Genomic DNA, 22873 nt, shown 5'->3' with positions numbered 1-22873 from the left:
CGCCGGACCCGTCCGGGCTCAGTCCTGCGCGCCGACCCATTCCGCGTCGCCGCCGGTGAACCGCTGGTGCTTCCACAGCGGGACCCGCGCCTTCAGGTCGTCGATCAGCATCCGGGCGGCCGCGAACGCCGCGTCCCGATGGGGCGCGGACACTCCCACGACGACCGCCGCCTCGCCGACCGCCAGGTCACCGGTGCGGTGCACCGCCGCGAGGCCGCACACCGGATGCGCCGCGACGACCTCCTCGGCGACGGCGCGCAGCTCCCGCAGCGCGAGCGGGTGTGCTTCGTACCCCAGCTCGGTCACCGAACGGCCGTCGTCGTGGTCGCGGACCGCACCGACGAACAGGCAGAAGCCACCCGCGCGCGGGTCGGCGATCGCAGCGAGCACCTCGTCGGCGGACAGCGGGGTCTCACGCAGGTCGAGCAACCGGATCCGGTCCGGCGCCGTCCCACCGGCGGACGTCGCGGTGACAGCGGTGGCCGCCGTCGGCTCGGTCGAGTCGGTCACGTCGGTCACGTTCCCCCTCTGGTCTTGCGGCGCCGGGCCCTGCGGACGACCGCGGCCGTACCCAGCAGCGCCACCGTCGCACCGGCCGCGCCCAACGTCGCGGTCTCCCGCCGGCCGATCCGCCGGCCGAGCGCGGTGTGCCGTCCGGCCACGTCGGTCGCGAGGGCTTCGCACGCGGTGGTGTTGTCGTGAACGGGACGCCAGCCGGCGGCCAGCAGCTTGTCCGAGGAGACTACCCAGGGGTGACTGACGTAGGCGAGGTCGCTGGCCGGCGCCGGGGTGAGCCCGAGCCGGTGCAGGCGTTCGGCCGCCCCCAGCGCGAGGCTCTCGGGGAGTTCGAGCCGGGGCAGGCCGACGAGCTTCTCCACCTCGTCCTGCTCCAGGAACCCCTCGCTGCCGACCGTCACCGAACCCTCGACCCGCCCGAGCGTCGCCCACTCCAGCCCGCTCAGCAGGTCGTCTACGTGGCAGAACTGCCAGCTCGGCCGGCTGCCCCGGATCACCAGCAGCCGCGCCGCCTCGAAGTGCCGGGTGAGGAAGGTGTCGACGGCGCCGCCGACCACCATCGCCGGCCGCACCACCGTCACCGACAGACCCGGGTGCGCCCGCGGCGCCCGCCGGGCCAGCCACTCGATCTCCAGCAGGTCGGCCACCACGCCCTCGGGCCGGGCGCGCAGCGGCGCGTCGTCGGCCAGGGGCACCGGGTTGTCGGCGAGCGCGCCGTACACCATCGCGCTCGTACACAGCACGATCCGGGGTACGCCGGACGCCGCCGCCGCGGTCAGCACGGTCTGCGCGCCACGGACATTGCGGGCACTCCGCTGCCGCGGCTCCGTATCGGGCGAAAGGTCGACGTCGAGGTGGACCACCACGTCACACCCGGCGATCCGCTGCGCGACCGCGGGGTCCCGGATGTCGAGTACCCGCCACTCCACGCCCTCAACGTCACCGCGCCGCTCGTCCAGGCCGACGACGCGGTTGATCTCGGCCAGGCCGGCCAGCCGCTCGACCAGTGCCCGGCCCAGCCCGGAGGCAGCACCGGTCACCGCGACCACCAGACCACCGCCACGACGGGCCGGCGCGGTGCGACGCGTGGTGCGCCGGGGGCGCCGGGCACCAACGGGGGTGGGTTCGTCGTTCAGTGGGAAACTCCCGGGCTAGGTTGGACGACATGAACTGCTCGCTTCGTGCGGCTGGGACACGTCGGGCGGCACAGCCCGAACCCGATCCCCACCACACGCAGCTGTCCCTCATCCTGCCGGAGGTCCAACCGTGAGCAACGACGAGCCCGGCCCGGGTCGCGAGGGCGAGGAGCCCGAGAAGCGTCCACCCGGCGGCCCGGACAACCCGTTCCCGGGGTTCGACCTCGGCGCGATCTTCGGTCAGCTGCAGAACATGTTCTCGTGGCAGGGCGGCCCTATCAACTGGCAACTCGCCGTCGAGACGGCCAAGCAGACGATCCGCCAGACCGGTGACGCGTCCCTCACCGCTGAGGAGCGTGCCCAGGTCGACCAGACCGTACGCCTCGCCGAGCACTGGCTCGACGACGCCACCAGCCTGCCGGCCGCCTCGGCCGGGCAGGCGCTGGCGTGGAACCGCGCCGAGTGGCTGGACGGAACGCTGCCCGCGTGGAAGAAGCTGGTCGAGCCGCTGGCCGCACACGTGGTCGGTGCGATGGGCCAGGCGCTGCCGGAACAGGCGGCCGGCATGGGCGCCCAGCTCACCGGCGTCCTCACCCAGGTCGGCGGGATGATGTTCGGCGCCCAGGTCGGTCAGGGCCTCGGCCAGCTCGCCACCGAGGTGGTCGGCGCGACCGACATCGGGCTGCCGCTCGGACCCGCCGGTCAGCCGGTGCTGGTGCCCGCCAACGTCGCGGCGTTCGGCAGCGGGCTCGACCTGCCCGCGGACGACGTACGCCTGTATCTCGCGCTGCGCGAGTGCGCACACCAGCGGCTCTTCCACCACGCGCCGTGGCTGTCCGCGCACCTGTTCTCCGCGGTCGAGGAGTACGCCCGCGGGATGCACGTCGACACCTCCAAGCTCGAGGAGGCCGTCGGCACCATCGACATGTCCAACCCCGAGGCGCTCAACGACGCACTCGCCGGCGGGCTCCTCGAGCCCGAGGAGACTCCCCGGCAGAAGGCCGCGCTCGCCCGGCTGGAGACCGCGCTCGCCCTGGTCGAGGGCTGGGTCGACGACGTGGTCACCTCCGCCGCCGGACCGCGGATGCCGTCCGCCCCGCTGTTGCACGAGGCGATCCGCCGGCGCCGCGCCGAGGGCGGGCCGGCCGAGCAGACGTTCGTGACCCTGGTGGGGCTGGAGATCCGGCCGCGGCGGATGCGGGACGCGGCCACGGTGTGGGCGTCGTTGCGGGAGAACCGCGGCATCAGTGGCCGGGAGGCCCTGTGGGCCCACCCCGACATGCTGCCCACGGGCGAGGACCTGGACGACGCGAAGGGCTTCGCCGAGCGGGCCGCCTCGCCGGACCGGATGGACATCGGCGACCTGGGCTTCGACGACCTCGGCCAGGTCCACGGCGACGAGTCCGGTGACGACCGGCCTGACGACGACCGGCCGGAGGACGAGGGCCGCGGCGACGGCACCGCCCGGTGAGCGCGCCGTACACCGGCCAGGCGCACTCCCTGCACGCCGACGCCGTTCGCGTCCTGTCGTCGTGGGAGCCGCCGTCACCCGAACAGGCGACGCTGCGGCAGGCGTACCTCGACCATCTCGCCGCGCGGCCGGACGGCGTGTGGCGCGCGTGCCGGCCCGCGCACGTCACCGCCAGCATGGTCGTCGTCGACCCGACGGCCGAGCACGTCCTCCTCGTCCTGCACGGACGGATCCACCGGTGGGTGCAGCCGGGCGGGCACTGCGAGGAGAGCGACGTCTCACTGGCCGCGGCGGCCACCCGGGAGGCGGTGGAGGAGACCGGCCTGGCCGGCCTGCACGTGAGCGACCAGCCACTCAGGTTGTCCAGGCACGGCGCGCCCTGCCACGCGGAGACGCACCTCGACGTGCAGTACCTCGGGACCGCTCCCTACGGCGCGAAGCCGGTGGTGAGCGAGGAGTCGGCGGACGTGCGGTGGTTCGGGGTCGGGGAACTCCCCGGCGACCTGGCGTCGGGAGTCGTGGACAGCGTGGCGGCCGCGCGGCGGGCGGTGTCGGCGCTCGCCTGAGGCGCTTCCCCGCTCAGGACAGCGCGAGGTAGGCGACTACCAGGAGCACCACGAGAACGGCCGCACCTGCGACCACCGTGATCATCCGGGTACGGCCGCCGGGCGGCTCCGCGCCCCGCTGGTCGACGTACTTCTGGAACATCACCGTGTTGGCGCCCGGATCCTCCTCGGATCCGCCCGGCTGGGCCTCCGGTCGGGGCGCGTTCACCGGTGGCTGGGTCAGGTCTGCCGGTGGCTTGTTCGGATCCGCCATGCGAGGACCATACCGATGTGTCCCCGTTCGGCGTGGGTCGGTGCTACCCCGACCCGCTGCGTGTCGCCGCCCTCGCCGGGGGTGAGCCGCCGGGGATCCGGCCCCCGGTGTGGCATACGGTGATCGCCGAAGGCCCGAACCGGCGCCCGATCCACCGGCCCGACCTTGCTGAGGTGAGGAGACACCGTGGGCACGTTGCCCGAGGGCGGAACCGTCCGCCCGATGACGCGGTGGGGCGACCCCGTCATGCACCGCCCCTGCCGGCCGGTCGAGACGTACGACCCCGGCCTGCACGCGCTCGTGGCCGACATGACCGCGACCATGGACGCCGCGGACGGCGTGGGCCTGGCCGCCAACCAGGTCGGCGTGGATCTTCGGGTGTTCGTCTTCCGCTGCGCCGACGACGGTGGGGTTCTCCACCAGGGCGTGGTGTGCAACCCCGTCCTCGACGTGCCGACCGGCCCCGGCCGCCGCCTGGTGGAGGAGGAGGAAGGCTGCCTGTCCCTCCCCGGCGCGTACGCACCGTGCGCGCGGCCCGACGAGGCGACCGTCCGGGGCGCGGACGAGTACGGCAACCCGGTCGAGTTCCACGGAACCGGCATGCTGGCCCGCTGCCTGCAGCACGAGACCGACCACCTGGACGGAACGGTCTTCGCCGACCGGCTGTCCCGGCGGGTACGCCGGAGGCTGTTCGGGGAGGCGGAGATCGTCGCCGAGGACTTCCCCGACGACTGGCCGGTCTCGTCCCGGCTGGCCGGCGGCTGACCCGCGAGCCCGCCACCCCGCCAGGGACCCGACCCGCCGGCGGGCGGTCAGATCGGCAGCGGCGTGAGCCGGTTCTCCAGCTCCGTGAGCACGTCGCGGGTGGTGACGGCCGGTCCGGGCAGGTCCTCGAACGCCGCCAGCAGCGCGGTCCGCAGTCTCAGGTGGGCCGTGCCGGCCAGCATCCGGTTCACCGCTCCGGTCGCCCGCAGCCGGTCCAGCACGGTGGTCGAGCCGGTAGCGACGTACATCCGCATCCCGCTCGCCCGCAGCGAGTAACACAGTTCGACCAGTGCCTCACACCCGTCGTCGTCGATGTCCGGCGCCTGGTCGAGGGTGAGCACGACGACGTACGGAAGCGGCCGGCAGGCCCCGATCCGTCGCAGCACCGCGGTGACCAGGACCGACGCCGACGGGCACAGCAGCGCCTCGGTCGGCTGCAGGCAGAGCACGTCCTGCGGGACCGCCGCCCGGCCGGTCAGCGGCCGTGGGCGGGCGGGTTCGACGGGCTGGGCGACGGCGGGGTGGATGAGTGGTGGTGCGACCTGGCCTGGAAACCGCTCGGTTCCCGAACGTCCGGTCCGGCGTTCACCTTTGGTCCCACGCGGTGCGACCTTACGGGCCAGTCCGAACACGTCATCCAGGATCATCAGCCAAGCCCCCGCACCCGACGTCTGTCCACCAGCTCCTGAGGGGAGTCTCGGCAACCCGGAGCGACTTCACCTCACCCGGCCGGGATGAACCCCGGACGGTCACAAGCCGCGGGATCAGGTCCGGGCGCCGGCCCGGAGATCAGCCGCGCTCGGAGGGGTGGAGCTGGGCGGCGATGTAGGGCCCGACGAGCTCCGAGCAGGCCCGGCGCGGCGCGGCGACCTCCACCATCGCCCCGTCGTCCAGCCGGATCCGTAGCAGCAACGGGCACGGCCCCAGCCGGCGCAGCGTCGACGGGGCCACCTCGAGGTCCTCGGCGAACCGGCATTCGAGGACGAGCACCTCGTTCAGGGCGAACCGGCGGTACACGACCAGCACGTCGTGGGCCCAGACGGCGTACGACGGCCGGCGCGGCCAGCGGTAGCCCAGGGCCTCCACGCCCCACGACGTACTGCGCACCTTGCACCGGAACACCCCGGATGCGTTGAGGATGCGGCGTCTGCGGGCGAGGATCCGGATGCCGAGGTAGATCCACACCAGCACGGCGCCGGTCAGCAGCCACAGCATGAGCACCTCCCCGCGCGAAGTCGCCAGACTCGCCACTCCCCCGCTCCAGCCTGGGTCGGCACCCGAGGGCCGCACCACACCCGTCGCGGATGAAACGCGGGGGCTACGACAGGGCCGACAGGCCGACGGGGCCGCTCACGGGTTGATCACACCGGGCGGGCGACGGGCGGAGCGATGCCGGGGCGATGTCGGGGCGATGGGCGGGCACGTGGCCCGGCGGGGCGACCAGGGGCGCGGGTCAGTCCGCGCACTCCTCCAGCGGCAGCTGAGCGGCCGCCGCGACCCCCTCGAGGTAGCCGCGCGCCCGATCGGCCTGCGGGTAGTTGCGGACCAGCGACCAGAATCTGGCCGTGTGCCCGGGTTCGACCAGGTGCACCAGCTCGTGGATCAGCACGTAGTCGATCACCCAGGCGGGCATCCCCCGCAGCCGGGTGGACAGCCGGACCGTGCCGTCGCTGGGTGTGCACGAACCCCACCGCATGCCCTGGTTTCCGACCCATCGGACGCTGGTCGGTAGCGGAGCGTCACCGAGATGACGGCGGGTGAGTGTGCGGGCGCGCGACAGCAACTCCTCGTCGCTCGGCCGCCGGCGCTGCTCCATCGCCGAGAGCCGGTCGAGCATCACCCCGACCCAGCGGCGCTCCTCGTCCACGCTCATCCGCGCGGGAAGCAGCACCACCACCCGGTCGCCCTCGCGGTAGGCGCTCACCGTGCGGCGCCGGCGCGGGCTCCGGCGTACCTCCACCTGGCGCGGCTCACAGCGCGAGGGGTCGGTCTTCCCGCCCGGTCGCGGCTCCACGCGCTGCCTCGGTGCCGGCTTGGCCACGAGTGCAACGTACCCCGCCGGACCGACAGGAGCGGCTCAGGTTCGCCGGGTGAGTTTCTTCTCCACACCCGGTGGACAGCCAAACCTGCAGGTCACAGAGATTTTTGGCCGAGATCGCGCACATTGTCCACAGCCGGGTCCCCAGCCTGTCCACCGCCGTACGGCCGCCGTACACAACCTCTCCACAGATCCGTCCACATCGGGAGGAAAGCAGACATTGACGCCCTGTCGGCTCCGGTCGTAGGTTCGGCAGAACGAGGCCCCCGGAAGGCCCGAGCCGTTCGCAAGGGGAAGGCGAACGGACCGGACAACTCCGGGGGTTTCGTACGTCCGGATCCCGGCTCACCGGACTCGGTCGCCGCTCCGCCCCCGCCTGGGGGTAACGTCGACACGGCGCTGCGCCGATCGACCCCTTCCCGGGCCATCGGTCACGCACAGGCATAAAAGTGCACACCATGGGCAGGACGTGAGCCATCCGCGTGCCGAGCACTCGTCGGTGAGCGGCGCTGCAATAAAGTGACCCGAGATCGGGCGGCCCGGGCTGGTCCGCCCTGCCCCGACCCAGCACAGCGAGGAGGGCCGTCATGGCGGAGACCTACACAGGCGAGTTCTACTGTGTGAAATGCAAGGCCAAGCGCAACGCGACCGGTGAGATCAAGGTCAACGACAAGGGCACCAGGATGGCCAAGGCCACCTGCCCCGAATGTGGCACCAACCTCAACCGGATCCTGGGCAAGGCCTGACGAAACCCAGACGCTTCGTGCGGGCGGTCACCCCGGTGGCCGCCCGTCCGAGTGTCCGGCAGGCCGTCAGGCGCGCGAGGAGCGTTCCTGGAGGGCCGCCAGGTAGCGGTTGTACGCCGTGAGCGCCGCCTCGTCCGTCGCGTCATCCGGGTCCTCCGACTCACCCGGCCCGGTCGGCACAGCCGGCACCGCCGAGTCGTCTTCCCCCCCGCTCGGCCGCACCAGCCGCTTCGGCGGCAGTGGCGGCACCTCGGTCAGTTCGTCGCCGGTACGCCGGTCGGCTCCCCGGCGAGCGCCGGGCCCCGGATCGGGCTGCCCCTCGGCGGTCTGTCGTTCCATCGACTCCCGTCGGCTCTCCCGCAGCAGCCGCCACCACACGTAGACCGTGAACACCGCGAAGAACGGCCACTGCAGCGCGTAGCCGAAGTTCTGCCAGTCACCCGCCCGCGACTCGAACCGTCCCAGCTGCCACCAGGCGAGGAACAGGAACGCCGCGACGGCCAGGACGACCACCAGCGTGAAGGCGACCCACTGCCAGCTGAGCAGCCGGCGGGCCAGGCTCGGGGGCGCGGGCCGGGACTCCTCGGAGTCGACCAGCGTGCTCGCGCCGGGCTTGTCGTCCACGTCGATTCCACTCCCCGCGCGCATCGCGGTCGCCCACATCCTGCGCCGACGATAACACCGCCTGTGGACAACTCCGCCTGTGGACGACGCCCACCGGCGGCCCCTCGGTCGTGGCAGGCTTCGTTCCCGACGCCGCCGACTCCTCCGGGGAGGTCACCCGTGCGCCCACAGATCAAGCCCGCCCTGCGCCGGGTCTGGCGGGACGGACAGACCGTCCAGATCGGGCTGGACCCCGCCTACGCTCTGGTGGTCACCGGGGTCGACCCCGGCCTGCGGCACGTGGTCGAGAGCCTGTCCGGCGCGTGCTCGGAGGAGGATCTGATCACCTCCGCGCTCGCCCACGGAGTCAGCCTGCCGCGGGTGCACCGGCTGCTCCGGCTGCTCGACGAGGCCGGAGCCCTGCAGGACGCCGGCTCCGCCGAGTCGGTGTGGGAAGGGGTCGGGCCGGCCGAACGCGAACGCCTGACCCCCGACCACGCCGCCCGCCGGCTCGGTATGCCGGCGGACGACGGCGAGTGGCTCCGCCGTCGCCGGGACGCCGCCGTCTGCGTGTTCGGCGCCGGCCGGATCGGCGCGTCGGTGGCCGCCCTGCTCGCCGCCGGGGGGCTGGGCCGCGTCGACGTGAGCGACCGCACGGTCACCCGGCCCGCCGACCTGGCGCCGGCCGGACTCTGCACGGGCGACGTCGGCCGTCCGCGAGCCGTCGGCGCCGCCCGTGCCGCGAGGGTCGCCGGGCCCTCGACCGAGGTCGGCGCCGGAGGCGTCGGCGGTACGACCGAACGTCCCGACCTCGCGGTGCTCGCGCCCGACGAGGAGCCCGACCGCAACCTCGCCGACGCGCTCGTCCGCGCGGGGGTCCCGCACCTCGTGGTCCGGATGCGGGAGGGCCGGGCGATCCTCGGACCGTTCGTCCTGCCCGGTACGTCCTCCTGCGTACGCTGCCACGACCTGCACCGCACCGCCCGCGACCCTCGATGGCCGGACATCCTGGCCCAGACCGTCGAAGCGCCGAGTGGGATGCCCGCCTGCGACGTCGTACTCGCCACCGCGGTCGCCGGGCACGCCGTCCTGCACGTGCTGGCGTTCCTCGACGGCGGCCGGCCGCCGTCGGTGGACGCGACCCTGGAGATGACCCTCCCGCACGGAACCATCCGGCGGCGGTCGTGGGCGGCCCACCCGGCGTGCGGCTGCCACTGGGATCCCGAACCCGCACCGGTCGCCGCCTGACCGCACTCCGCCCGGCCGGCCCTCCCGGTGGCCGGCCCCTGTCGGTGGTCGCCTCTAGGTTCTGTCCATGAGATACGGATTCGTGCTGCCCTACGGCGATGCCCGGGCGGCGGCGGAGCTGGCGGAGATCGCGGAGACCCACGGCTGGGACGGCTTCTTCGTCTGGGAGGGCATCTGGGCGATCGATCCGTGGGTCGTCCTCGCCGCGGCGGCCACCCGCACCAGGCGGATTCGCCTAGGCACGATGCTCACCCCACTTCCCCGGCGCCGGCCGTGGGAGCTGGCCGGGCAGACCTCCACCCTGGACAACCTCTCCGGCGGCCGGGTCACGCTGTCGGTCGGCCTCGGCGTCGCCGGCGAGGACCGGTTCTGGCTGTTCGAGGACGACCCCGGCCGGCGAGTGCGCGCCGAGCAACTCGACGAGGGCCTGGCGATGCTGCAGCGGCTGTGGGGCGAGCGGGCGTTCGACTTCCACGGCCGGCACTACCGCTCCCGCGTGATCGGCGAGCTCGCTCCGCCGCCACCACCGGCACCGGTGCAGCGGCCCCGCATCCCCGTCTGGGTCGTCGGCGCCTGGCCCCGCCCGAAGTCGATGGCCCGGGCCGCGCGCTGGGACGGCTGGTTGCCCCATCACGCTCCCACCGATCCGGACCGGCAGGGCGGTGAGTTCTCCCCCGAGCTGCTCCGGTCCGGCGTCGAGTGGATCCGGTCACATCGGGCCGGGGCCGGGCTCGGCATGGACGACTACGACGTGGTGGTCGAGGGCAGCACGCCGGCGGACGATCCTCGGGCCGCGGCGGAGCGGGTCCGCCCGTGGGCGGCCGCCGGCGCGACCTGGTGGCTGGACGCCGACTGGAGCCTGGGCTTCGACATCGAGCAGGTGCGCGCCGAGTCCGAACGCCGGCTCCGCGCCGGGCCGCCCCGGGTCGACGCGTGACGCCCAGGTCACCGGGCGTACGAAACTGTGACGGTCGCCGTGACCGAAGCGTACGGAGGAGGTCACCCTGCGCACGAACGCGCGGGTCGGCCCTCGGGAGCAGGGCGGCATACATCCCTCGGCCGACGCCCAGGTTGACTGCTACCTGGACAATGGATCCGTGAGCGATCTTCCCCGACACACTGTCGCCCGGACCGCGCGGCTCGCGAGTCTTCCCATCGGCATCGCCGGCCGGACGGCGCTCGGACTGGGCAAGCGGCTGGGCGGCAAGCCCGCCGAGGTCGTGCTCTCCGAGGCTCAGCGGCGCACCGCGGACCAGCTGTTCAAGGTGCTGGGCGAGCTCAAGGGCGGCGCGATGAAGTTCGGTCAGGCGCTGTCGATCTTCGAGGCAGCCCTACCCGAACACCTCGCCGGGCCCTACCGCGCCACGCTGACCAAGCTGCAAGACTCCGCGCCGCCGATGTCGGCGGACCGGGTGCACAAGGTGCTCGAACGCGAGCTCGGCCCGCACTGGCGACGGCGGTTGCGCAACTTCAGCGACGAACCGGCCGCGTCGGCGTCGATCGGGCAGGTCCACCGCGCCCAGTGGCCGGGCGGACGAGACGTCGCCGTCAAGATCCAGTACCCCGGGGCCGCGGAGGCGCTGCGCTCCGACCTCAACCAGATCGCCCGGCTCAGCAGGCTGTTCACCACCTGGATGCCCGGCCTGGAGGTCAAGCCGCTGGTGGCCGAGCTCAAGGCCCGGATCAACGAGGAGCTCGACTACAGCCTCGAGGCGGAGGCCCAGGAGCAGTTCGCCACCGCCTATGACGGCGACCCCGACTACGCCATCCCGCACGTCCGGCTGCACACCCCGCATGTGCTGGTCACCGACTGGCTGGACGGCACGCCGCTCAGCCAGGTGATCGCCCACGGCACGCAGGAGGAACGCGACCGCGCCGGCCTGCTGTTCGTGCGGTTCCTGTTCTCCGGACCCGCCCGCGCCGGCCTGCTGCACGCCGACCCGCACCCCGGCAACTACCGCATCACGCCCGACGGACGGCTCGGCGTGCTCGACTTCGGCCTGGTCGCCCGGCTTCCCGGCGGCTTCCCGCCCCAGATCGGCCGACTGCTGCGCATCGGCCTGAACGGCGACGCCGAGAACATCCTGGAGGGCCTGCGCGCCGAGGGATTCGTCAAGCCGCACATCGATCTCGACGCGGACGAGCTGTACACCTACCTCCAGCCGTTCGTCGAGCCGGCCCAGCACGAGACGTTCACGTTCAGCCGGGAGTGGATGCGGTCGCAGTTCCAGCGGATCACCGACGTCCGCAGCACGAGCGCGAAGACGGCGTTCAAGCTCAACCTGCCGCCGTCGTACGCCCTCATCCACCGGGTGTGGAGCGGCGGCATCGGCGTGCTGGCACAGCTCGGCACCGAGGCGCCCTTCCGGGCCGAACTCGAACGCTGGCTGCCCGGGTTCACCGACGAACCCGCGATCGGCGCGGCCGACGGTCAGGCGTCGCCGGCGCCCTGAGCCGGACCGGCCTGGTGGCGCACCGCGACCGGCCGGCCGTCCGTCACCAGTAGCTGCGCGCCAACCTGCACTCGATGTTGCGTACGTTCTCGCGCGCGCAGCGGTCGCAGTAGTGCTGGACACTTCCCCGCTCCCGTGACACCACCCAGCCGAGTGGGGGCACTTCCCCCGGAGCGGTCGTTCCACACAGGTCGCAGTCGATCATGATCGCCGTCGCCTCTCGCCAGCGGCCGCTCCCCCGCGGCCGCGCCCGGTCGATGCACCCATGGTCCACGCCGAATGTGACAGCAACGCTACGGACACCTGCTCATGGCCTTTTCGTTATCCGGCGTTCGGTCCGCGACCGGTCACCGTCCGACACATCCCGTCGCTACGGGCGGCAGACATGCGACGGCCGGGGGCATCACCCCGGGCGACGGGTGGCAGACATGCGACGGCCGGGGCACCCCGTGTGGGGTACCCCGGCCGGATCAGTTGCAGACGGTGCCGTTACCTACCGGTCAGACGTAGCGCGTCCGAACCAGGAGGGTCCGCAGGGTGAGCTTGCGCTCCTCGCGGTTGCGGCGCCGTGCCCGGCGCGCCTCGGCGGCCCGCCGGTGCTCCCGGCCGGCGTCGAGGCGCGCCTGTATCTGCGCTCGTGCCAGGTCTTCGTGGAGAAGATTCATCGTGGTGCTCCTTGTGCTGGCGGTGCTGGTGGACCTCCCCCGAAGTGCCGGGGTGAGGGAGTGCTCGGTGTGGAGGTGATCGGTCATCGGATTCCCTGTGCGAAGGGAGGCGACGGTCCGGCGCGGCCGGGCCGACGTGCTCGGTCGGATGGTGGTCATGCGGCGACTTCGTTCTTACGGGGACGTCCGCGCGGCCTCTTGCGCGCGACGACCACTCCTGCGATGAAGAGTTCGCCACCCCAGACTCCCCACGGCTCTCGCCGGGCGAGCGCGCCTTCGAGGCACTCCCGCCGGATGGGGCAGTCATGGCAGATGGTTTTCGCGAACTCGACGTCCGCCGGGGACTCCGCGAAGAAGAGCTCCGGGTCGGAAGAGCGGCAGGGAAGCTCTGCCTCCGTCACGACGTCCGTTGTCACGGCGTCGAGGACGCTAAGACTCACTTCCAGTCACCTCCTTGTGTCTGGTGTCGTGCTGGGCCCGTACATCCGGTGGCCGGCCACCCCGTGCTCGGTGACCAACCGGTGGTGCTGTGCTGCGGGTGGAGCGGGTGCTGCGGGTGAAGCGGGTTGTAGCGGTGGGGCGGATGGTGCTGTGGTGCGTATCTGCGGTGGTGCTGGCTCATCGACTGCCGCCTTTGGGTCCGGAGAAACAAGAAGGCCGCGGATCCCGGTTCGGGATTCCGCGGCCTTGGAGGCGCCAGTCGTGATTTCTCATCGATCTGGTGGGCTCCAGGCTGGAACACCCGACACGGGGGCCTTGGCGATCGGGGCGGAAACGCCCTTCAGGAAGGCCGGGAGGGACTTGGTCACGACGTCGTCACGGACATCGAGCGCGCGGACGCGAACGTCGACACCGCCGCCGGACACAGTGGTCCCCGGGCGCGGCAGCTTGACGGGCGAGACGCAACGGCTCGCGATCAGGTGAACCGAGACGGAGGTGTCGACCATCAGCTCGCGCGACACGTCGGTCGTAACGATCACTGGGACCCCCTCCTCTCGGTCTAGACATGCGGCGCCGCAGAGCGGCGGCGGGAGTGATGATGACACTAGTGCCTGCTGTCTGAGCCAGGCAACGGAATTAACGAGGGAGTTTTCAACGTTTCCGGGCCGGGCGGATCGGCCGCCGATCGGCTCCTCGAGACGCCCGGTGGTCAGCCGGGCTCGCCCGCACAGATCGCCAGCACGTCGTCGGCGTAGCGCTTGAGTTTGGTCCCACCGACCCCCGGGATGCCGGCCAGCTCGGACTCTCCTGACGGGCAGGCCTCCGCGATCGCGATCAAGGTGGCGTCGGTGAAGACGCAGTAGGCCGGAACGCGTTGTTCCTGGGCCTGTTCGGTACGCCAGGTGCGCAGCCGCTCGAACATCGACTCGTCGTAGGTGGCCGGGCAGTCGGTGCAGCGGCCCACCTTGCGCTCCGCGGCATCGTGCAGCGGCTGGCCGCAGGCGCGGCAGCGCGCCACCGACCGGGTGGTCGTACGCCTGCCCGATCGTTCGCCCCCGCCGCGGACCTCGGTGGCGTCGGCGGCGGCGGACCCCTTCGGCCGGACCGCGGCGAGGAACCGGGACGGCCCCCGACGGCCCCGCCCGCCGGGGATGCGGGACCGCGACCAGGACACGGCCAGGTGCTCCCGCGCCCGGGTCACCCCGACGTACAGGAGGCGGCGCTCCTCCTCCACCTGCTCCTCTGTCTCGGCGTACGTGATCGGAACGGTGCCCTCGTGCACACCGGCCAGGAACACCGCGTCCCACTCCAGACCCTTGGCCGCGTGCAGGGTGGCGAGGGTGACTCCGTCGGCGGCGGGGGCGTGCTGGGCGGCGACGCGTTCGTCGACCACCGTGAGGAACGCCGCGAGATCGGCGTCGGGGTACTCCTCCGCGAGGTCGCCGGCGAGCGAGGCCAGCGCCGTCAGCGACTCCCACCGCTCACGCACCGCACCCGAGCCGGTCGGGGCCTCCTGCGTCCAGCCGGTGGCGGCGAGGACCGCGTGCACGTCGGCGACCAGCCCGGCGCCGGACATCTCCGCGGCCCGGACGGCTCCGCGCAGCAGGACGATCGCCTCGCGTACCTCCGGCCGATCGAAGAACCGTTCCCCGCCGCGCACGAGGTAGCGGACACCACGCTCGGCGAGCGCCTGCTCGAAAGCCTCCGACTGCGCGTTGACCCGGAACAGGACGGCGATCTCCCGCAGGGGTGTGCCCTTCCGGGCCAGCCGCTGGATCGCCCGGGCGACGTCCTCGGCCTCCTCCACCTCGTCGGCGTACTCGGTGAAGGTGGGCTCGGGGCCGTCGGGACGCTGTGCGCGCAGGGTGAGCCGATGCCGGCTGGCCGGGCCGCGAGCCGAGGCGAGCAGGCCGTTGGCCACCCGGACCACCTGCGGGGTGGAGCGGTAGTCGCGCTCCAGCCGGACGACGGTGGCGCCGCTGTGCCGCTTGGTGAAGTCGAGGAGGTACGCCGGGCTGGCGCCGGCGAAGGAGTAGATCGTCTGGCTCGCGTCGCCGACCACGCAGATGTCGGAACGGTCCCCGGCCCACAGGTCGAGCAGGGTCTGCTGGACCGGGCTGACGTCCTGGTACTCGTCCACGACGAAGTGGCGGTACTGGGAGCGGACGGCGGCGGCGACCTTCGGCGAGTCGGCCAGCAGCGCCACGGTGCACAGCAGGACGTCCTCGAGGTCGAGGTGGCCGCGGTCGCGGCGTACCTCCTCGTAGGCGGCGAACACGTGCGACACCGTGGCGGCGTCGTAGCCCGCGACCTGCCGGCCCGCCTTGGCGGCCACCCGGGGGTAGTCGTCCGGGCGGACGTTGCTGACCTTGGCCCACTCGATCTCGCTGGCGAGGTCGCGGCGGCCGGCGAGGTCGGCCTGGACGCGGCACCGCGAGGCGGCCTCGGCCACGAACCGCAGCTTGCTGTCGACGATCGGCGGGAGCTCACCGCCGTACACCTGCGGCCAGAAGTAACGCGCCTGGCGCAGCGCCGCGGAGTGGAAGGTGCGGGCCTGCACCCCGGCCACCCCGAGCTCGCGCAGCCGCCCGCGCATCTCGCCGGCCGCGCGGGTGGTGAAGGTCACCGCCAGCACGGTCTGCGGCTGCCAGCGGCCGGAGAGGACGGCGTAGGCGATCCGGTGGGTGATCGCCCGGGTCTTGCCGGTGCCGGCGCCGGCCAGGATGCACAGCGGACCGGAAAGCGACGTGGCCGCCTCACGCTGCTCGGGATCGAGCGCGGCCAGCACCTCGTCGGCGGTCGGTGCGGGCCGGGATCCCGGGGCGCCGGCGAGTCCGGCGAGCCCGGTGAGAAGGTCGGTCACTTCGCCCATGATTCCAGTTCGCTCCGACAGCTCGCCCCGACACCCGGGTCAGGGTGCCGGGGCGAACCGGGAGGAAGGGGTAAGGAAAGCAGGAGGGTTGCCGCTCAGACGGCGGCGAGCCGCTCCTGCACCTGGGCCAGCGACGGGTTGGTCAGGGCCGAACCGTCCGGGAACACCACGGTCGGCACGGTCTGGTTGCCGCCGTTGACCTTCATCACCAGTTCGGCCGCCTCGGGCTGCTGCTCGATGTCGACCTCGGTGTAGGCGATCCCGGCGCGTTCCATCTGCCCCTTGAGCCGGCGGCAGTAGCCACACCACGGTGTGGAGTACATCGTGATCGAGTTCGACGTCTGTGACATCGGGGTCCTTCCAGACGGGCCGGACATGTCGTTTCTGCCGGGCGTTTCGCTTCTGTCGGTTCTGCCGTACGCGGCGTAGTGGTCAACGACCGGGCGGCCGTGCTTCTTCCCGGGAGGAGGCGTTCGGGCCCGCGCGGGACAGGAGGGGCGCGGAAGGGCGAGTCACCACGAGCCGGACAGCGGCGAGCCGTACCACGTCTCGATCAGCCGGCGGGCGATCGACACCTCGCCGGGCAGCAGCAGGTCCCCCGACTCCACCGCGGCCCTGAGGTCGGCCCGGCTCAGCCAGCGAGCCTCGACGATCTCCTCCTCGTCCACCTTGATGTCGGTGGAGATCGCCCGGGCGAAGAAGCCGAGCATCAGGCTGGACGGGAACGGCCACGGCTGGCTGCCGGCGTACTCCGCGTCGACGACGTCGATGCCGGTCTCCTCGTGCACCTCCCGGGCCACGGCGTGCTCCAGCGGCTCACCCGGCTCCACGAAGCCGGCCAGCGTGGAGAACCGCCCCACCGGCCAGCTTCCCTGCCGGCCGAGCAGGCAGCGGTCGTCGGCGTCGGTGACCAGGACGATGATCGCCGGATCCGTACGCGGGAAGTGCTGGGTCTCGCAGTCCGGGCAGCGGCGCACGTGCCCGCCGTCGGTCGGCCGGGTCCGCGCGCCACACCGCGCACAGTGCTGGTGAGCGGCGTGCCAATTGACCAGGGCGACGGCGTGCACGACCACGCCCGCGTCCCGGTCGGGCAGGGTGCCGCCGACCTCGCGCAGTCCCGCCCAGCCGACCTTCACCGCGGCCGGGCCGCCGAGGAGCGCGTCGAGATCCGGGTCGCCGGGGTCGCCGGCCAACGCGACGGCGAAGTACGGCACGTCGTCGGAGTCCAGGCCCAGGAAGTACCGCTCCCCCGCACTCGCGGCGGGGTCCGCCCCGCCGGCCGGATCGTCGGGCGTACCGGCGCCGGCGCCCACGACAGCGAGCGAGTCGAGCACGGCCGGGCCGACGTAGACCAGCGACGTGAGGTCGTCGCTCACCGGCACCTTCCCCGCGAGGACGGGGACGGCCCGAGCCCTGGGGTCGGCCCACAGTGCGGCCACCCAGTCGGGGTCGCGGCGACGCTCCGTCGCTCGGTCGAGGGTGGCGCGGGCAAGGGCGAGCGAGGAGAGGCGAGGCACGGTCGACCACTGTAACGGCGCTACCGCGGCCCCGTCGTCCGCGCGTCCACGGCGGGCCACGGTGGACCGCCGGCCGACGACCGTTCCCGGCCGAGCCCCGCATGCGGGCCGTACGTCAACTTTGGGGAAAGAGGGGAACGAACTGTCCGAAGGCGGGACTACCGTTCCCGCTGCGACTTCCAGCGCTCAGCTCCGCGGCCGGCCCAGGTCGCTCGCGGACCTGACCCGACGCCTCACGAAGGAGGCACGGTATGCGTTTCGCTTCGCTCTCCGGTTCCCCGCCCGGCTCTCCGCCGGGTGCCGCGCCCGGCGCCCCACCTCGTTCCCCTCGGCCGGCTCGCGTACGCCGCCAGGCGCTGCTCGCGGCCGGAGCCCTGCTCACCGCCGGACTGCTGCCCGCGGCGAACGCCTTCGCCGCCTCCCCGCAGACGGCCCAGCCGCACAGGTCCGCCAGGCCGGGCCACCCGGCCGGCGCCCACTCCCCGGGGTCGCCGGTGGCGTCCGGCAGCCGGCAGACCGGCCCCGGCGACAAGCCGGCGTTCTACGACTCCCGCACCCCGCCCGCCGCCAGGGCGAGCCTGCAGCGCCGGGCCGCGAAGTTCGCCGCCCGGCCGGCGGTCGCGACGCTGCGCAGGTCCCTGGGCCGGGAGGGCATCGTCGACATCGACCCGGTGACCGGCACGCCGCGCCAGGTCGCGCGTACCGACGGCTTCCTCACCGCGCCGAGCACGGCCGCGCCGAAGTCGGTCGCGCTGTCCTACGTCCGCGCGCACCTGACCGGGCTGGGTCTGTCGGCCGCCGACGTGGACCGGCTGACCCTGCGCCAGGACTATGTCGACGTCGGCGGCACCCACCATCTGTCGTTCGTCCAGTCGGTGGGCGGCGTCCCGGTGTTCGGCAACGGGCTGAAGGCGCACGTCGCCCGCGACGGCCGGCTGGTCTCGCTGGACGGCTCTCCGGTCGCCGGGCTTCCGACGGGTCTGCCCGCGCCGCAGTTGTCCGCCGATCGCGCCCGGCGGGCCGCGGTCGCCGACGTGTTCGCCACCCCGAAGCGGGCAACCGCCAAGCCTGGCAGGGGTCCGGCGCGCGAGACGGTCTTCTCTGGCGGTGACCGGGCGCAGCTGGTGGTCTTCGTGACCACTGCCGGTCCGCGCCTGGCCTGGCAGACCATCACCTCCCCCAGCCGCACCGCGATGTACCTCCACGTGGTCGACGCGGCGAGCGGCCGGGTGCTCTACCGGCGCGACCTGGTGCAGCACGACCGCGCCGACGTCGTGGACAACTACCCCGGCGCGCCGCGCGGCGGGCGTACCCACACCGTGAACCTGCCCGCCAGGTGGCTGCCGACCGACTCCCCGAAGCTGGCCGGCAACGTCGCCCACGTCTACACCGACGCCAACGACGACGACTTCGCCGAGCCGACCGAGGAGATCGCGCCGGCCGGCAGGGGTTCGTTCCGGTTCCCACTCAGGGCGTTCGCGCTGGGCGGTGACTGCTCGGCGCTCTTCCCGTGCACCTGGGACCCCGCGACGCCGAAGTCCTGGCAGGTCAACCGGCGTCGAGACGGCGCCCAGCTGTTCTACTTCCTCGGGAAGTACCACGACCACCTCGCCGCCTCCCCGATCGGCTTCACCCGGCAGGCCGGCAACTTCGAGGCGGTCGACGACGACGCCGTGCAGGGCGAGAACCTCGACGGCGCGGCCACCGCGAGCGGCGGGCTGCCCGACCCGCTGCACATCGACAACGCCAACATGGCCACCCCGCCCGACGGCATCCAGCCGCGGATGCAGATGTACCTCTGGCGGATGCCCGGCGACCCGAGCGACCCGTTCCTCGCCGCCAGCGGCGCCAACGACGCCGGGATCGTCTACCACGAGTACACCCACGGCCTGTCCAACCGGCTCGTCGTGGACGCCGACGGCGTGTCCACGCTGGGCAACGTCCAGGCCGGCTCGATGGGCGAGGCGTGGAGCGACTGGTACGCCGAGGACTTCCTCGTCCGCACCGGCCTGGTCAGGGACACCCGCGCGCCCGGTGAGGTGCGCGTCGGCGAGTACGTCGGCCACGGGCAGGACCTGATCCGCAGCCAGCCGATCGACTGTCCCGTGGGGTCCACCTCGCCGAAGTGCCCGGGTACGCCGGCGACCGGCCCCGGTGGCTACACCTACGGCGACTTCGGCCGGATCGGCGGCGGCCCGGAGGTGCACGCGGACGGCGAGATCTGGGCAGCCACGCTGTGGGATCTGCGTACCCGGCTGGGGTCCACCCGCACCGAGTCGCTGGTCACCCGGGCGATGGAGCTGTCGCCGGCCAACCCGTCGTACCTCGACATGCGCAACTCCATCCTGCAGGCCGACCTGGTGGTCGACCACGGGCGGGCGCACACCGCGATCTGGCAGGTCTTCGCCCACCGGGGCATGGGCTACTTCGCCGGCTCGGTCGACGGAGACGACACCTCGCCGGTGGAGGACTTCTCCACCCCGCCGCCGGCCGGCACTCCCACCGGAACCCTCGCGGGCCGGGTGACCGACGCGGACTCCGGCGGCCCGGTGGCCGGAGCGACGGTGGCGTTCGGCGGCCACAACTCCGGTTTCGCCGGCGACTACGCCGCGGTCACCGACGCGCAGGGGCGCTACACCATGTCCGGCGTGGTCGCGGGCACCTACCCGAAGGTGTTCGCGCAGGGAGCGGGCTACGACCGGGTGACCCGGACCGTGTCCGTACACCGGGGAGCCAACACGCTCGACTGGTCGATCCGGCGCGACTGGGCCGCGCTCGCCGGAGGCAGCGCGGTGACCGACGCCAACGGCGACGACTACAGCGACTACGGCTGCGGGCCGGAGTCGATGTTCGACCAGTCGCTGGGCTCGGGCTGGTCGACCGACGCGGTGCCCGGCACCCCGGCGAGCTCGGTCGACCCGAGGTACGTCGTGGTCCAGCTGCCGCGGGCGGTGGACATCTCCGAGCTGGCCGTCGACCCCACCGCGACCTGCGGCGACGGCGGCAGCTCCTCCACCGGCGACTACCGCGTGGAGACCTCGAGGGACGGCACGGCCTGGACGACGGCGGCCCAGGGCCACTTCGGCCTGGCCAACCGCAACAAGCTGAACGCCGTGCCGCTGTCGGCGGGCACCACCGGCGTGAGGTACGTCCGCTACACCATGCTGGGCACCCAGCTGGCCGAGGCCGGTGGGTCCACCTGCCCGGGCAACTACACCGGTTGTGAGTTCGTCGACTCGGTGGAGCTGGCGGTGTACGGCACAGGTCACTGACCGGAGTGCACAACCGGAGTACACGAACTGGAGCACACGACCGGGGCGCCGACCACGTGGCCGGCGCCCCGGTTCGTGGGTGCGGTCAGGGTCAGTAGCCGTCGAGGTCGAGCACGACGAGCAGGGCGTACTCCACGTCGAAGAGCATCCCCTCCCGCGTGGTCGGCACGGCGACCCATCGTTGGCGGTGCGTTTCGTACCACAGCAGGTATTCGCGGGCTCGGTCGAGACGACGCACGGTGAAGGCTCCTCCCCGTCGCGGAACGCAAGGACACCCCCACCCCGGGACCACGTCCGCCCGCGCCCCCACCCCGCATCGCCGCCCGCCGGACCGGTCGACGACGAGAACCGCTGGGAGAGGTTGCGGTCGAACGTATGGTCGAATGCTAGGTGGTGTCAGCGGGCAAGTGGGGTCGACACGACGGAGTGGAGGTCACGAAGTCGGTGGGTTTGGGCGACGGCGACGAGCACCGGCACGATCAGCGCCACCCCGGCGATCGTCACCACGCCCACCAGGACGCACAGCCCCACCAGCAGCCAGGTGACCAGCGCGCGTTCCGGCGCCTGCCAGACCAGGCGTACCGACTCGGCCGCGAGCCGCGCGGGCGACAGCGAGGGGTCGGCGGCGAACAGCGGCCCCCAGTACGTCCCGCACACCGACCAGACCAGCACGGCCAGCGTCAGCACCGTGACCAGCGGGGTGAGCCCGGCCGCCGAGGCGGCCCACGCCGACCAGACGAGAACACCGAACGTCCCGTAGAGCGGGGCCAGGTTGCGGAGGGAGGATACGCCGAGCTCACGGAGAAGTTCGCCGGCCAGCCCGAGGTCGACCTGCTGGCCCCGGCAGGCCGAGGCGGCGGCGCCGTACACCACCGCGGTGGCCGGTGGCAGTGCCGTCGCGCTGACCAGCCCGAGGATCACCCGCAGCCACCCGGGCAGCCCGGTGAACGCCAGCGCCACCACGCCGGGCGCGAGCACCGCCGCCCAGGCGAGGTTCGTCATCACCATCCGCTCCACCTGGTCGGCGACGGTGGCGAAGGTCGCCCAGCTCGGGCTCCGGCGTTCGTCGCCGGGCCCGATGTCATCCAGGAACGGCACCGGCGGCCTCCTGCCCACTCGAGGGGTTCGCGCCGGCGGCGACGGCCCCGTCCGCGGCCGGCAGCGACGCACCGGTCTCGGCGTCGAACAGGTGCACCTTCGCCATGTCCACGCCGAGCGGGATCTCCTGGTCGAGGTAGCTGGCCGGCACCCGCACCTTGAACGTCGCCACGAAGTCCTGGCCCTCCGCGCCGCCCGGCCCCTCCGGCAGGCTGAGGTAGACGGTGCTGCCGCTGGACGTGGGCTCGACCAGGTTGACCACGCCGTGCACGGTGTTCTCCTCGGTGACCTCGAACGGCGCCATCCGCGGCACGTGCAGGTGCTCGGGCCGCACGCCCAGCTTCACCGGCCGGTCGACGTACGGGCGCAGGCGTTCGGTCGCGCTCGGATCCAGCGGCAGCCGCAGGCCCGCGCCCTCGGCCACCAGCCCGCCGCCGTCGCCGCGCACCACCATGTCGAACAGGTTGATGCTGGGCGTGCCGATGAAGTACGCCACGAACAGGTTGGCGGGGTGGTCGTACAGCTCCGCCCCGGTGCCGATCTGCTGGATCCGGCCGGCGTTCATCACCGCGATCCGGTCGCCGAGCGCCATCGCCTCGGACTGGTCGTGGGTGACGTAGACGGTGGGCCGGCGCTTCTCCCGGTGCAGGGTGAGGATGTCCTCGCGGGCCTGGTAGCGCAGCTGGGCATCGAGGTTGGACAGCGGTTCGTCGTAGAGATACAGCGCGGCGTCCCGCACCATCGCCCGTGACAGCGCCACCCGCTGGCGTTCGCCACCGGACAGCTGCCGGGGCTTGCGGGCCAGCAGGTGGTCGATCCGGAAGGTCGCCGCGGCCTTCGGCACCGCGGTCCGGACCTCCGCGCGGGGCGTACGCCGGGACCGCAGGCCGTAGGCGATGTTCTCGAACACCGTCATGTGCGGCAGGATCGCGTAGTCCTGGAACACCATGGCGATGTTGCGGTCCCGCGGCCTGATCTCGTTCACCAGCCGCTCGCCGAAGCGGATCTCACCGGAGGTGGCGGGCTCCAGGCCGGCCAGCAACCGCAACGTCGTCGTCTTGCCGCAGCCCGAGGGGCCGACCAGGACGAGCAACTCACCGGCGGCGATCTCGAAGCTCACCCCGTCGACGGCGCGTTTCTCCGCGAACTGCTTGACCAGGTTGTCCACCGCGATCGCGTTCACCGTGCCGGCCCTCCTCGTTCCGGTCGTTCT

The 22873-nt window shown here is 72.9% G+C and carries 25 protein-coding genes; 8 read left to right on the top strand and 17 right to left on the bottom strand.

The genetic code is table 11. From position 1 onward, the window contains the following. Positions 1–18: 18 nt before the first annotated feature. Positions 19–510, bottom strand: coding sequence for a molybdenum cofactor biosynthesis protein MoaE (locus FHR37_RS03385; RefSeq protein WP_092887192.1), 492 nt, complete (start codon positions 508–510; stop codon positions 19–21). 5 nt (positions 511–515) lie between these two features. Next, complete coding sequence (locus tag FHR37_RS03380) at positions 516–1556, bottom strand: NAD-dependent epimerase/dehydratase family protein (protein WP_237769009.1); 1041 nt, start codon at positions 1554–1556, stop codon at positions 516–518. A gap of 226 nt (positions 1557–1782) precedes the next feature. On the opposite strand from FHR37_RS03380, the gene FHR37_RS03375 reads away from it, so the two are divergent. After that, a complete protein-coding gene (locus FHR37_RS03375; RefSeq protein WP_092886976.1) occupies positions 1783–3123 on the top strand; it encodes a zinc-dependent metalloprotease in 1341 nt (446 codons plus the stop codon). Then, positions 3120–3689 (top strand): NUDIX hydrolase, encoded by a 570-nt coding sequence (locus tag FHR37_RS03370; RefSeq protein ID WP_092886973.1) that lies wholly within the window; start codon positions 3120–3122, stop codon positions 3687–3689. Before FHR37_RS03375 ends, FHR37_RS03370 begins: the two co-directional genes overlap by 4 nt. 13 nt (positions 3690–3702) lie before the next feature. On the opposite strand, the gene FHR37_RS03365 is transcribed toward FHR37_RS03370, so the two are convergent. After that, complete coding sequence (locus FHR37_RS03365) at positions 3703–3942, bottom strand: hypothetical protein (protein ID WP_092886970.1); 240 nt, start codon at positions 3940–3942, stop codon at positions 3703–3705. Positions 3943–4128: 186 nt separating this feature from the next. On the opposite strand from FHR37_RS03365, the gene def reads away from it, so the two are divergent. Further along, a complete protein-coding gene (def, locus tag FHR37_RS03360; protein ID WP_092886967.1) occupies positions 4129–4707 on the top strand; it encodes a peptide deformylase in 579 nt (192 codons plus the stop codon). A gap of 47 nt (positions 4708–4754) precedes the next feature. On the opposite strand, the gene FHR37_RS03355 is transcribed toward def, so the two are convergent. The 3 genes from FHR37_RS03355 to FHR37_RS03345 all read right to left on the bottom strand — a co-directional run bounded on the left by FHR37_RS03355 (position 4755) and on the right by FHR37_RS03345 (position 6748). Next, positions 4755–5354 (bottom strand): STAS domain-containing protein, encoded by a 600-nt coding sequence (locus FHR37_RS03355; RefSeq protein ID WP_092886964.1) that lies wholly within the window; start codon positions 5352–5354, stop codon positions 4755–4757. 142 nt (positions 5355–5496) lie between these two features. Next, positions 5497–5922 (bottom strand): hypothetical protein, encoded by a 426-nt coding sequence (locus FHR37_RS03350; RefSeq protein ID WP_139239122.1) that lies wholly within the window; start codon positions 5920–5922, stop codon positions 5497–5499. A 238-nt stretch (positions 5923–6160) separates the two neighbouring features. Then, positions 6161–6748, bottom strand: coding sequence for a M48 metallopeptidase family protein (locus FHR37_RS03345; RefSeq protein ID WP_092886958.1), 588 nt, complete (start codon positions 6746–6748; stop codon positions 6161–6163). A 584-nt stretch (positions 6749–7332) separates the two neighbouring features. Between FHR37_RS03345 and FHR37_RS03340 the strand changes: the two genes are divergently transcribed. Further along, positions 7333–7491 carry a DUF5679 domain-containing protein gene (locus FHR37_RS03340; protein ID WP_020575848.1) on the top strand — a complete coding sequence of 53 codons (159 nt, stop codon included), beginning with the start codon at positions 7333–7335 and terminating at the stop codon, positions 7489–7491. Positions 7492–7557: 66 nt separating this feature from the next. On the opposite strand, the gene FHR37_RS03335 is transcribed toward FHR37_RS03340, so the two are convergent. After that, on the bottom strand, positions 7558–8154 hold the full coding sequence (locus tag FHR37_RS03335; RefSeq protein WP_202818306.1) for a hypothetical protein: 597 nt from the start codon (positions 8152–8154) through the stop codon (positions 7558–7560). Between the two features lie 120 nt (positions 8155–8274). Here FHR37_RS03335 and FHR37_RS03330 point away from each other — a divergent pair, with 120 nt between their 5' ends. The 3 genes from FHR37_RS03330 to FHR37_RS03320 all read left to right on the top strand — a co-directional run bounded on the left by FHR37_RS03330 (position 8275) and on the right by FHR37_RS03320 (position 11795). Further along, complete coding sequence (locus FHR37_RS03330) at positions 8275–9342, top strand: ThiF family adenylyltransferase (protein ID WP_092886954.1); 1068 nt, start codon at positions 8275–8277, stop codon at positions 9340–9342. A gap of 67 nt (positions 9343–9409) precedes the next feature. Further along, the gene (locus FHR37_RS03325; protein ID WP_092886951.1) at positions 9410–10279 is read left to right on the top strand and encodes an LLM class flavin-dependent oxidoreductase; all 870 of its coding nucleotides are present in this window, start codon (positions 9410–9412) and stop codon (positions 10277–10279) included. 160 nt (positions 10280–10439) lie between these two features. Next, complete coding sequence (locus tag FHR37_RS03320; protein WP_092886948.1) at positions 10440–11795, top strand: ABC1 kinase family protein; 1356 nt, start codon at positions 10440–10442, stop codon at positions 11793–11795. Positions 11796–11838: 43 nt separating this feature from the next. Here the strand turns inward: FHR37_RS03320 and FHR37_RS03315 are convergent, their stop codons facing one another. The 7 genes from FHR37_RS03315 to nudC form a co-directional block, all read right to left on the bottom strand. Then, entirely contained in the window at positions 11839–12000 is a 162-nt protein-coding gene (locus FHR37_RS03315) for a hypothetical protein (protein ID WP_175542721.1), read from the bottom strand. 295 nt (positions 12001–12295) lie between these two features. Further along, positions 12296–12460 (bottom strand): hypothetical protein, encoded by a 165-nt coding sequence (locus tag FHR37_RS03310; RefSeq protein ID WP_175542720.1) that lies wholly within the window; start codon positions 12458–12460, stop codon positions 12296–12298. Positions 12461–12615: 155 nt separating this feature from the next. Continuing rightward, positions 12616–12900 carry a WhiB family transcriptional regulator gene (locus FHR37_RS03305; protein ID WP_092886939.1) on the bottom strand — a complete coding sequence of 95 codons (285 nt, stop codon included), beginning with the start codon at positions 12898–12900 and terminating at the stop codon, positions 12616–12618. A gap of 270 nt (positions 12901–13170) precedes the next feature. Further along, positions 13171–13440: a hypothetical protein gene (locus tag FHR37_RS03300; protein ID WP_092886936.1), complete on the bottom strand. Its 270-nt coding sequence runs from the start codon at positions 13438–13440 to the stop codon at positions 13171–13173. A 170-nt stretch (positions 13441–13610) separates the two neighbouring features. Further along, positions 13611–15773 (bottom strand): ATP-dependent DNA helicase UvrD2, encoded by a 2163-nt coding sequence (locus FHR37_RS03295; protein ID WP_092886933.1) that lies wholly within the window; start codon positions 15771–15773, stop codon positions 13611–13613. 95 nt (positions 15774–15868) lie between these two features. Next, complete coding sequence (locus FHR37_RS03290) at positions 15869–16123, bottom strand: mycoredoxin (RefSeq protein ID WP_092886930.1); 255 nt, start codon at positions 16121–16123, stop codon at positions 15869–15871. A gap of 162 nt (positions 16124–16285) precedes the next feature. After that, a complete protein-coding gene (nudC, locus tag FHR37_RS03285) occupies positions 16286–17290 on the bottom strand; it encodes an NAD(+) diphosphatase (RefSeq protein WP_092886927.1) in 1005 nt (334 codons plus the stop codon). A gap of 251 nt (positions 17291–17541) precedes the next feature. Here nudC and FHR37_RS03280 point away from each other — a divergent pair, with 251 nt between their 5' ends. Then, positions 17542–20562, top strand: a complete 3021-nt coding sequence (locus FHR37_RS03280; RefSeq protein ID WP_092886925.1) for a M36 family metallopeptidase — start codon at positions 17542–17544, stop codon at positions 20560–20562. Positions 20563–20653: 91 nt separating this feature from the next. On the opposite strand, the gene FHR37_RS03275 is transcribed toward FHR37_RS03280, so the two are convergent. The 3 genes from FHR37_RS03275 to FHR37_RS03265 form a co-directional block, all read right to left on the bottom strand. Then, positions 20654–20800, bottom strand: a complete 147-nt coding sequence (locus FHR37_RS03275) for a hypothetical protein (RefSeq protein ID WP_175542719.1) — start codon at positions 20798–20800, stop codon at positions 20654–20656. A 158-nt stretch (positions 20801–20958) separates the two neighbouring features. After that, entirely contained in the window at positions 20959–21660 is a 702-nt protein-coding gene (locus FHR37_RS03270; protein WP_092886924.1) for a hypothetical protein, read from the bottom strand. Then, entirely contained in the window at positions 21644–22843 is a 1200-nt protein-coding gene (locus FHR37_RS03265; protein WP_092886922.1) for an ABC transporter ATP-binding protein, read from the bottom strand. The genes FHR37_RS03270 and FHR37_RS03265 overlap by 17 nt, the downstream gene beginning before the upstream one ends. Positions 22844–22873: the final 30 nt, after the last annotated feature.

Source organism: Actinopolymorpha cephalotaxi (genome assembly GCF_013408535.1).
Classification (GTDB): Bacteria; Actinomycetota; Actinomycetes; order Propionibacteriales; family Actinopolymorphaceae; genus Actinopolymorpha; species Actinopolymorpha cephalotaxi.
This window is presented reverse-complemented; position numbering and strand designations above follow the sequence as displayed.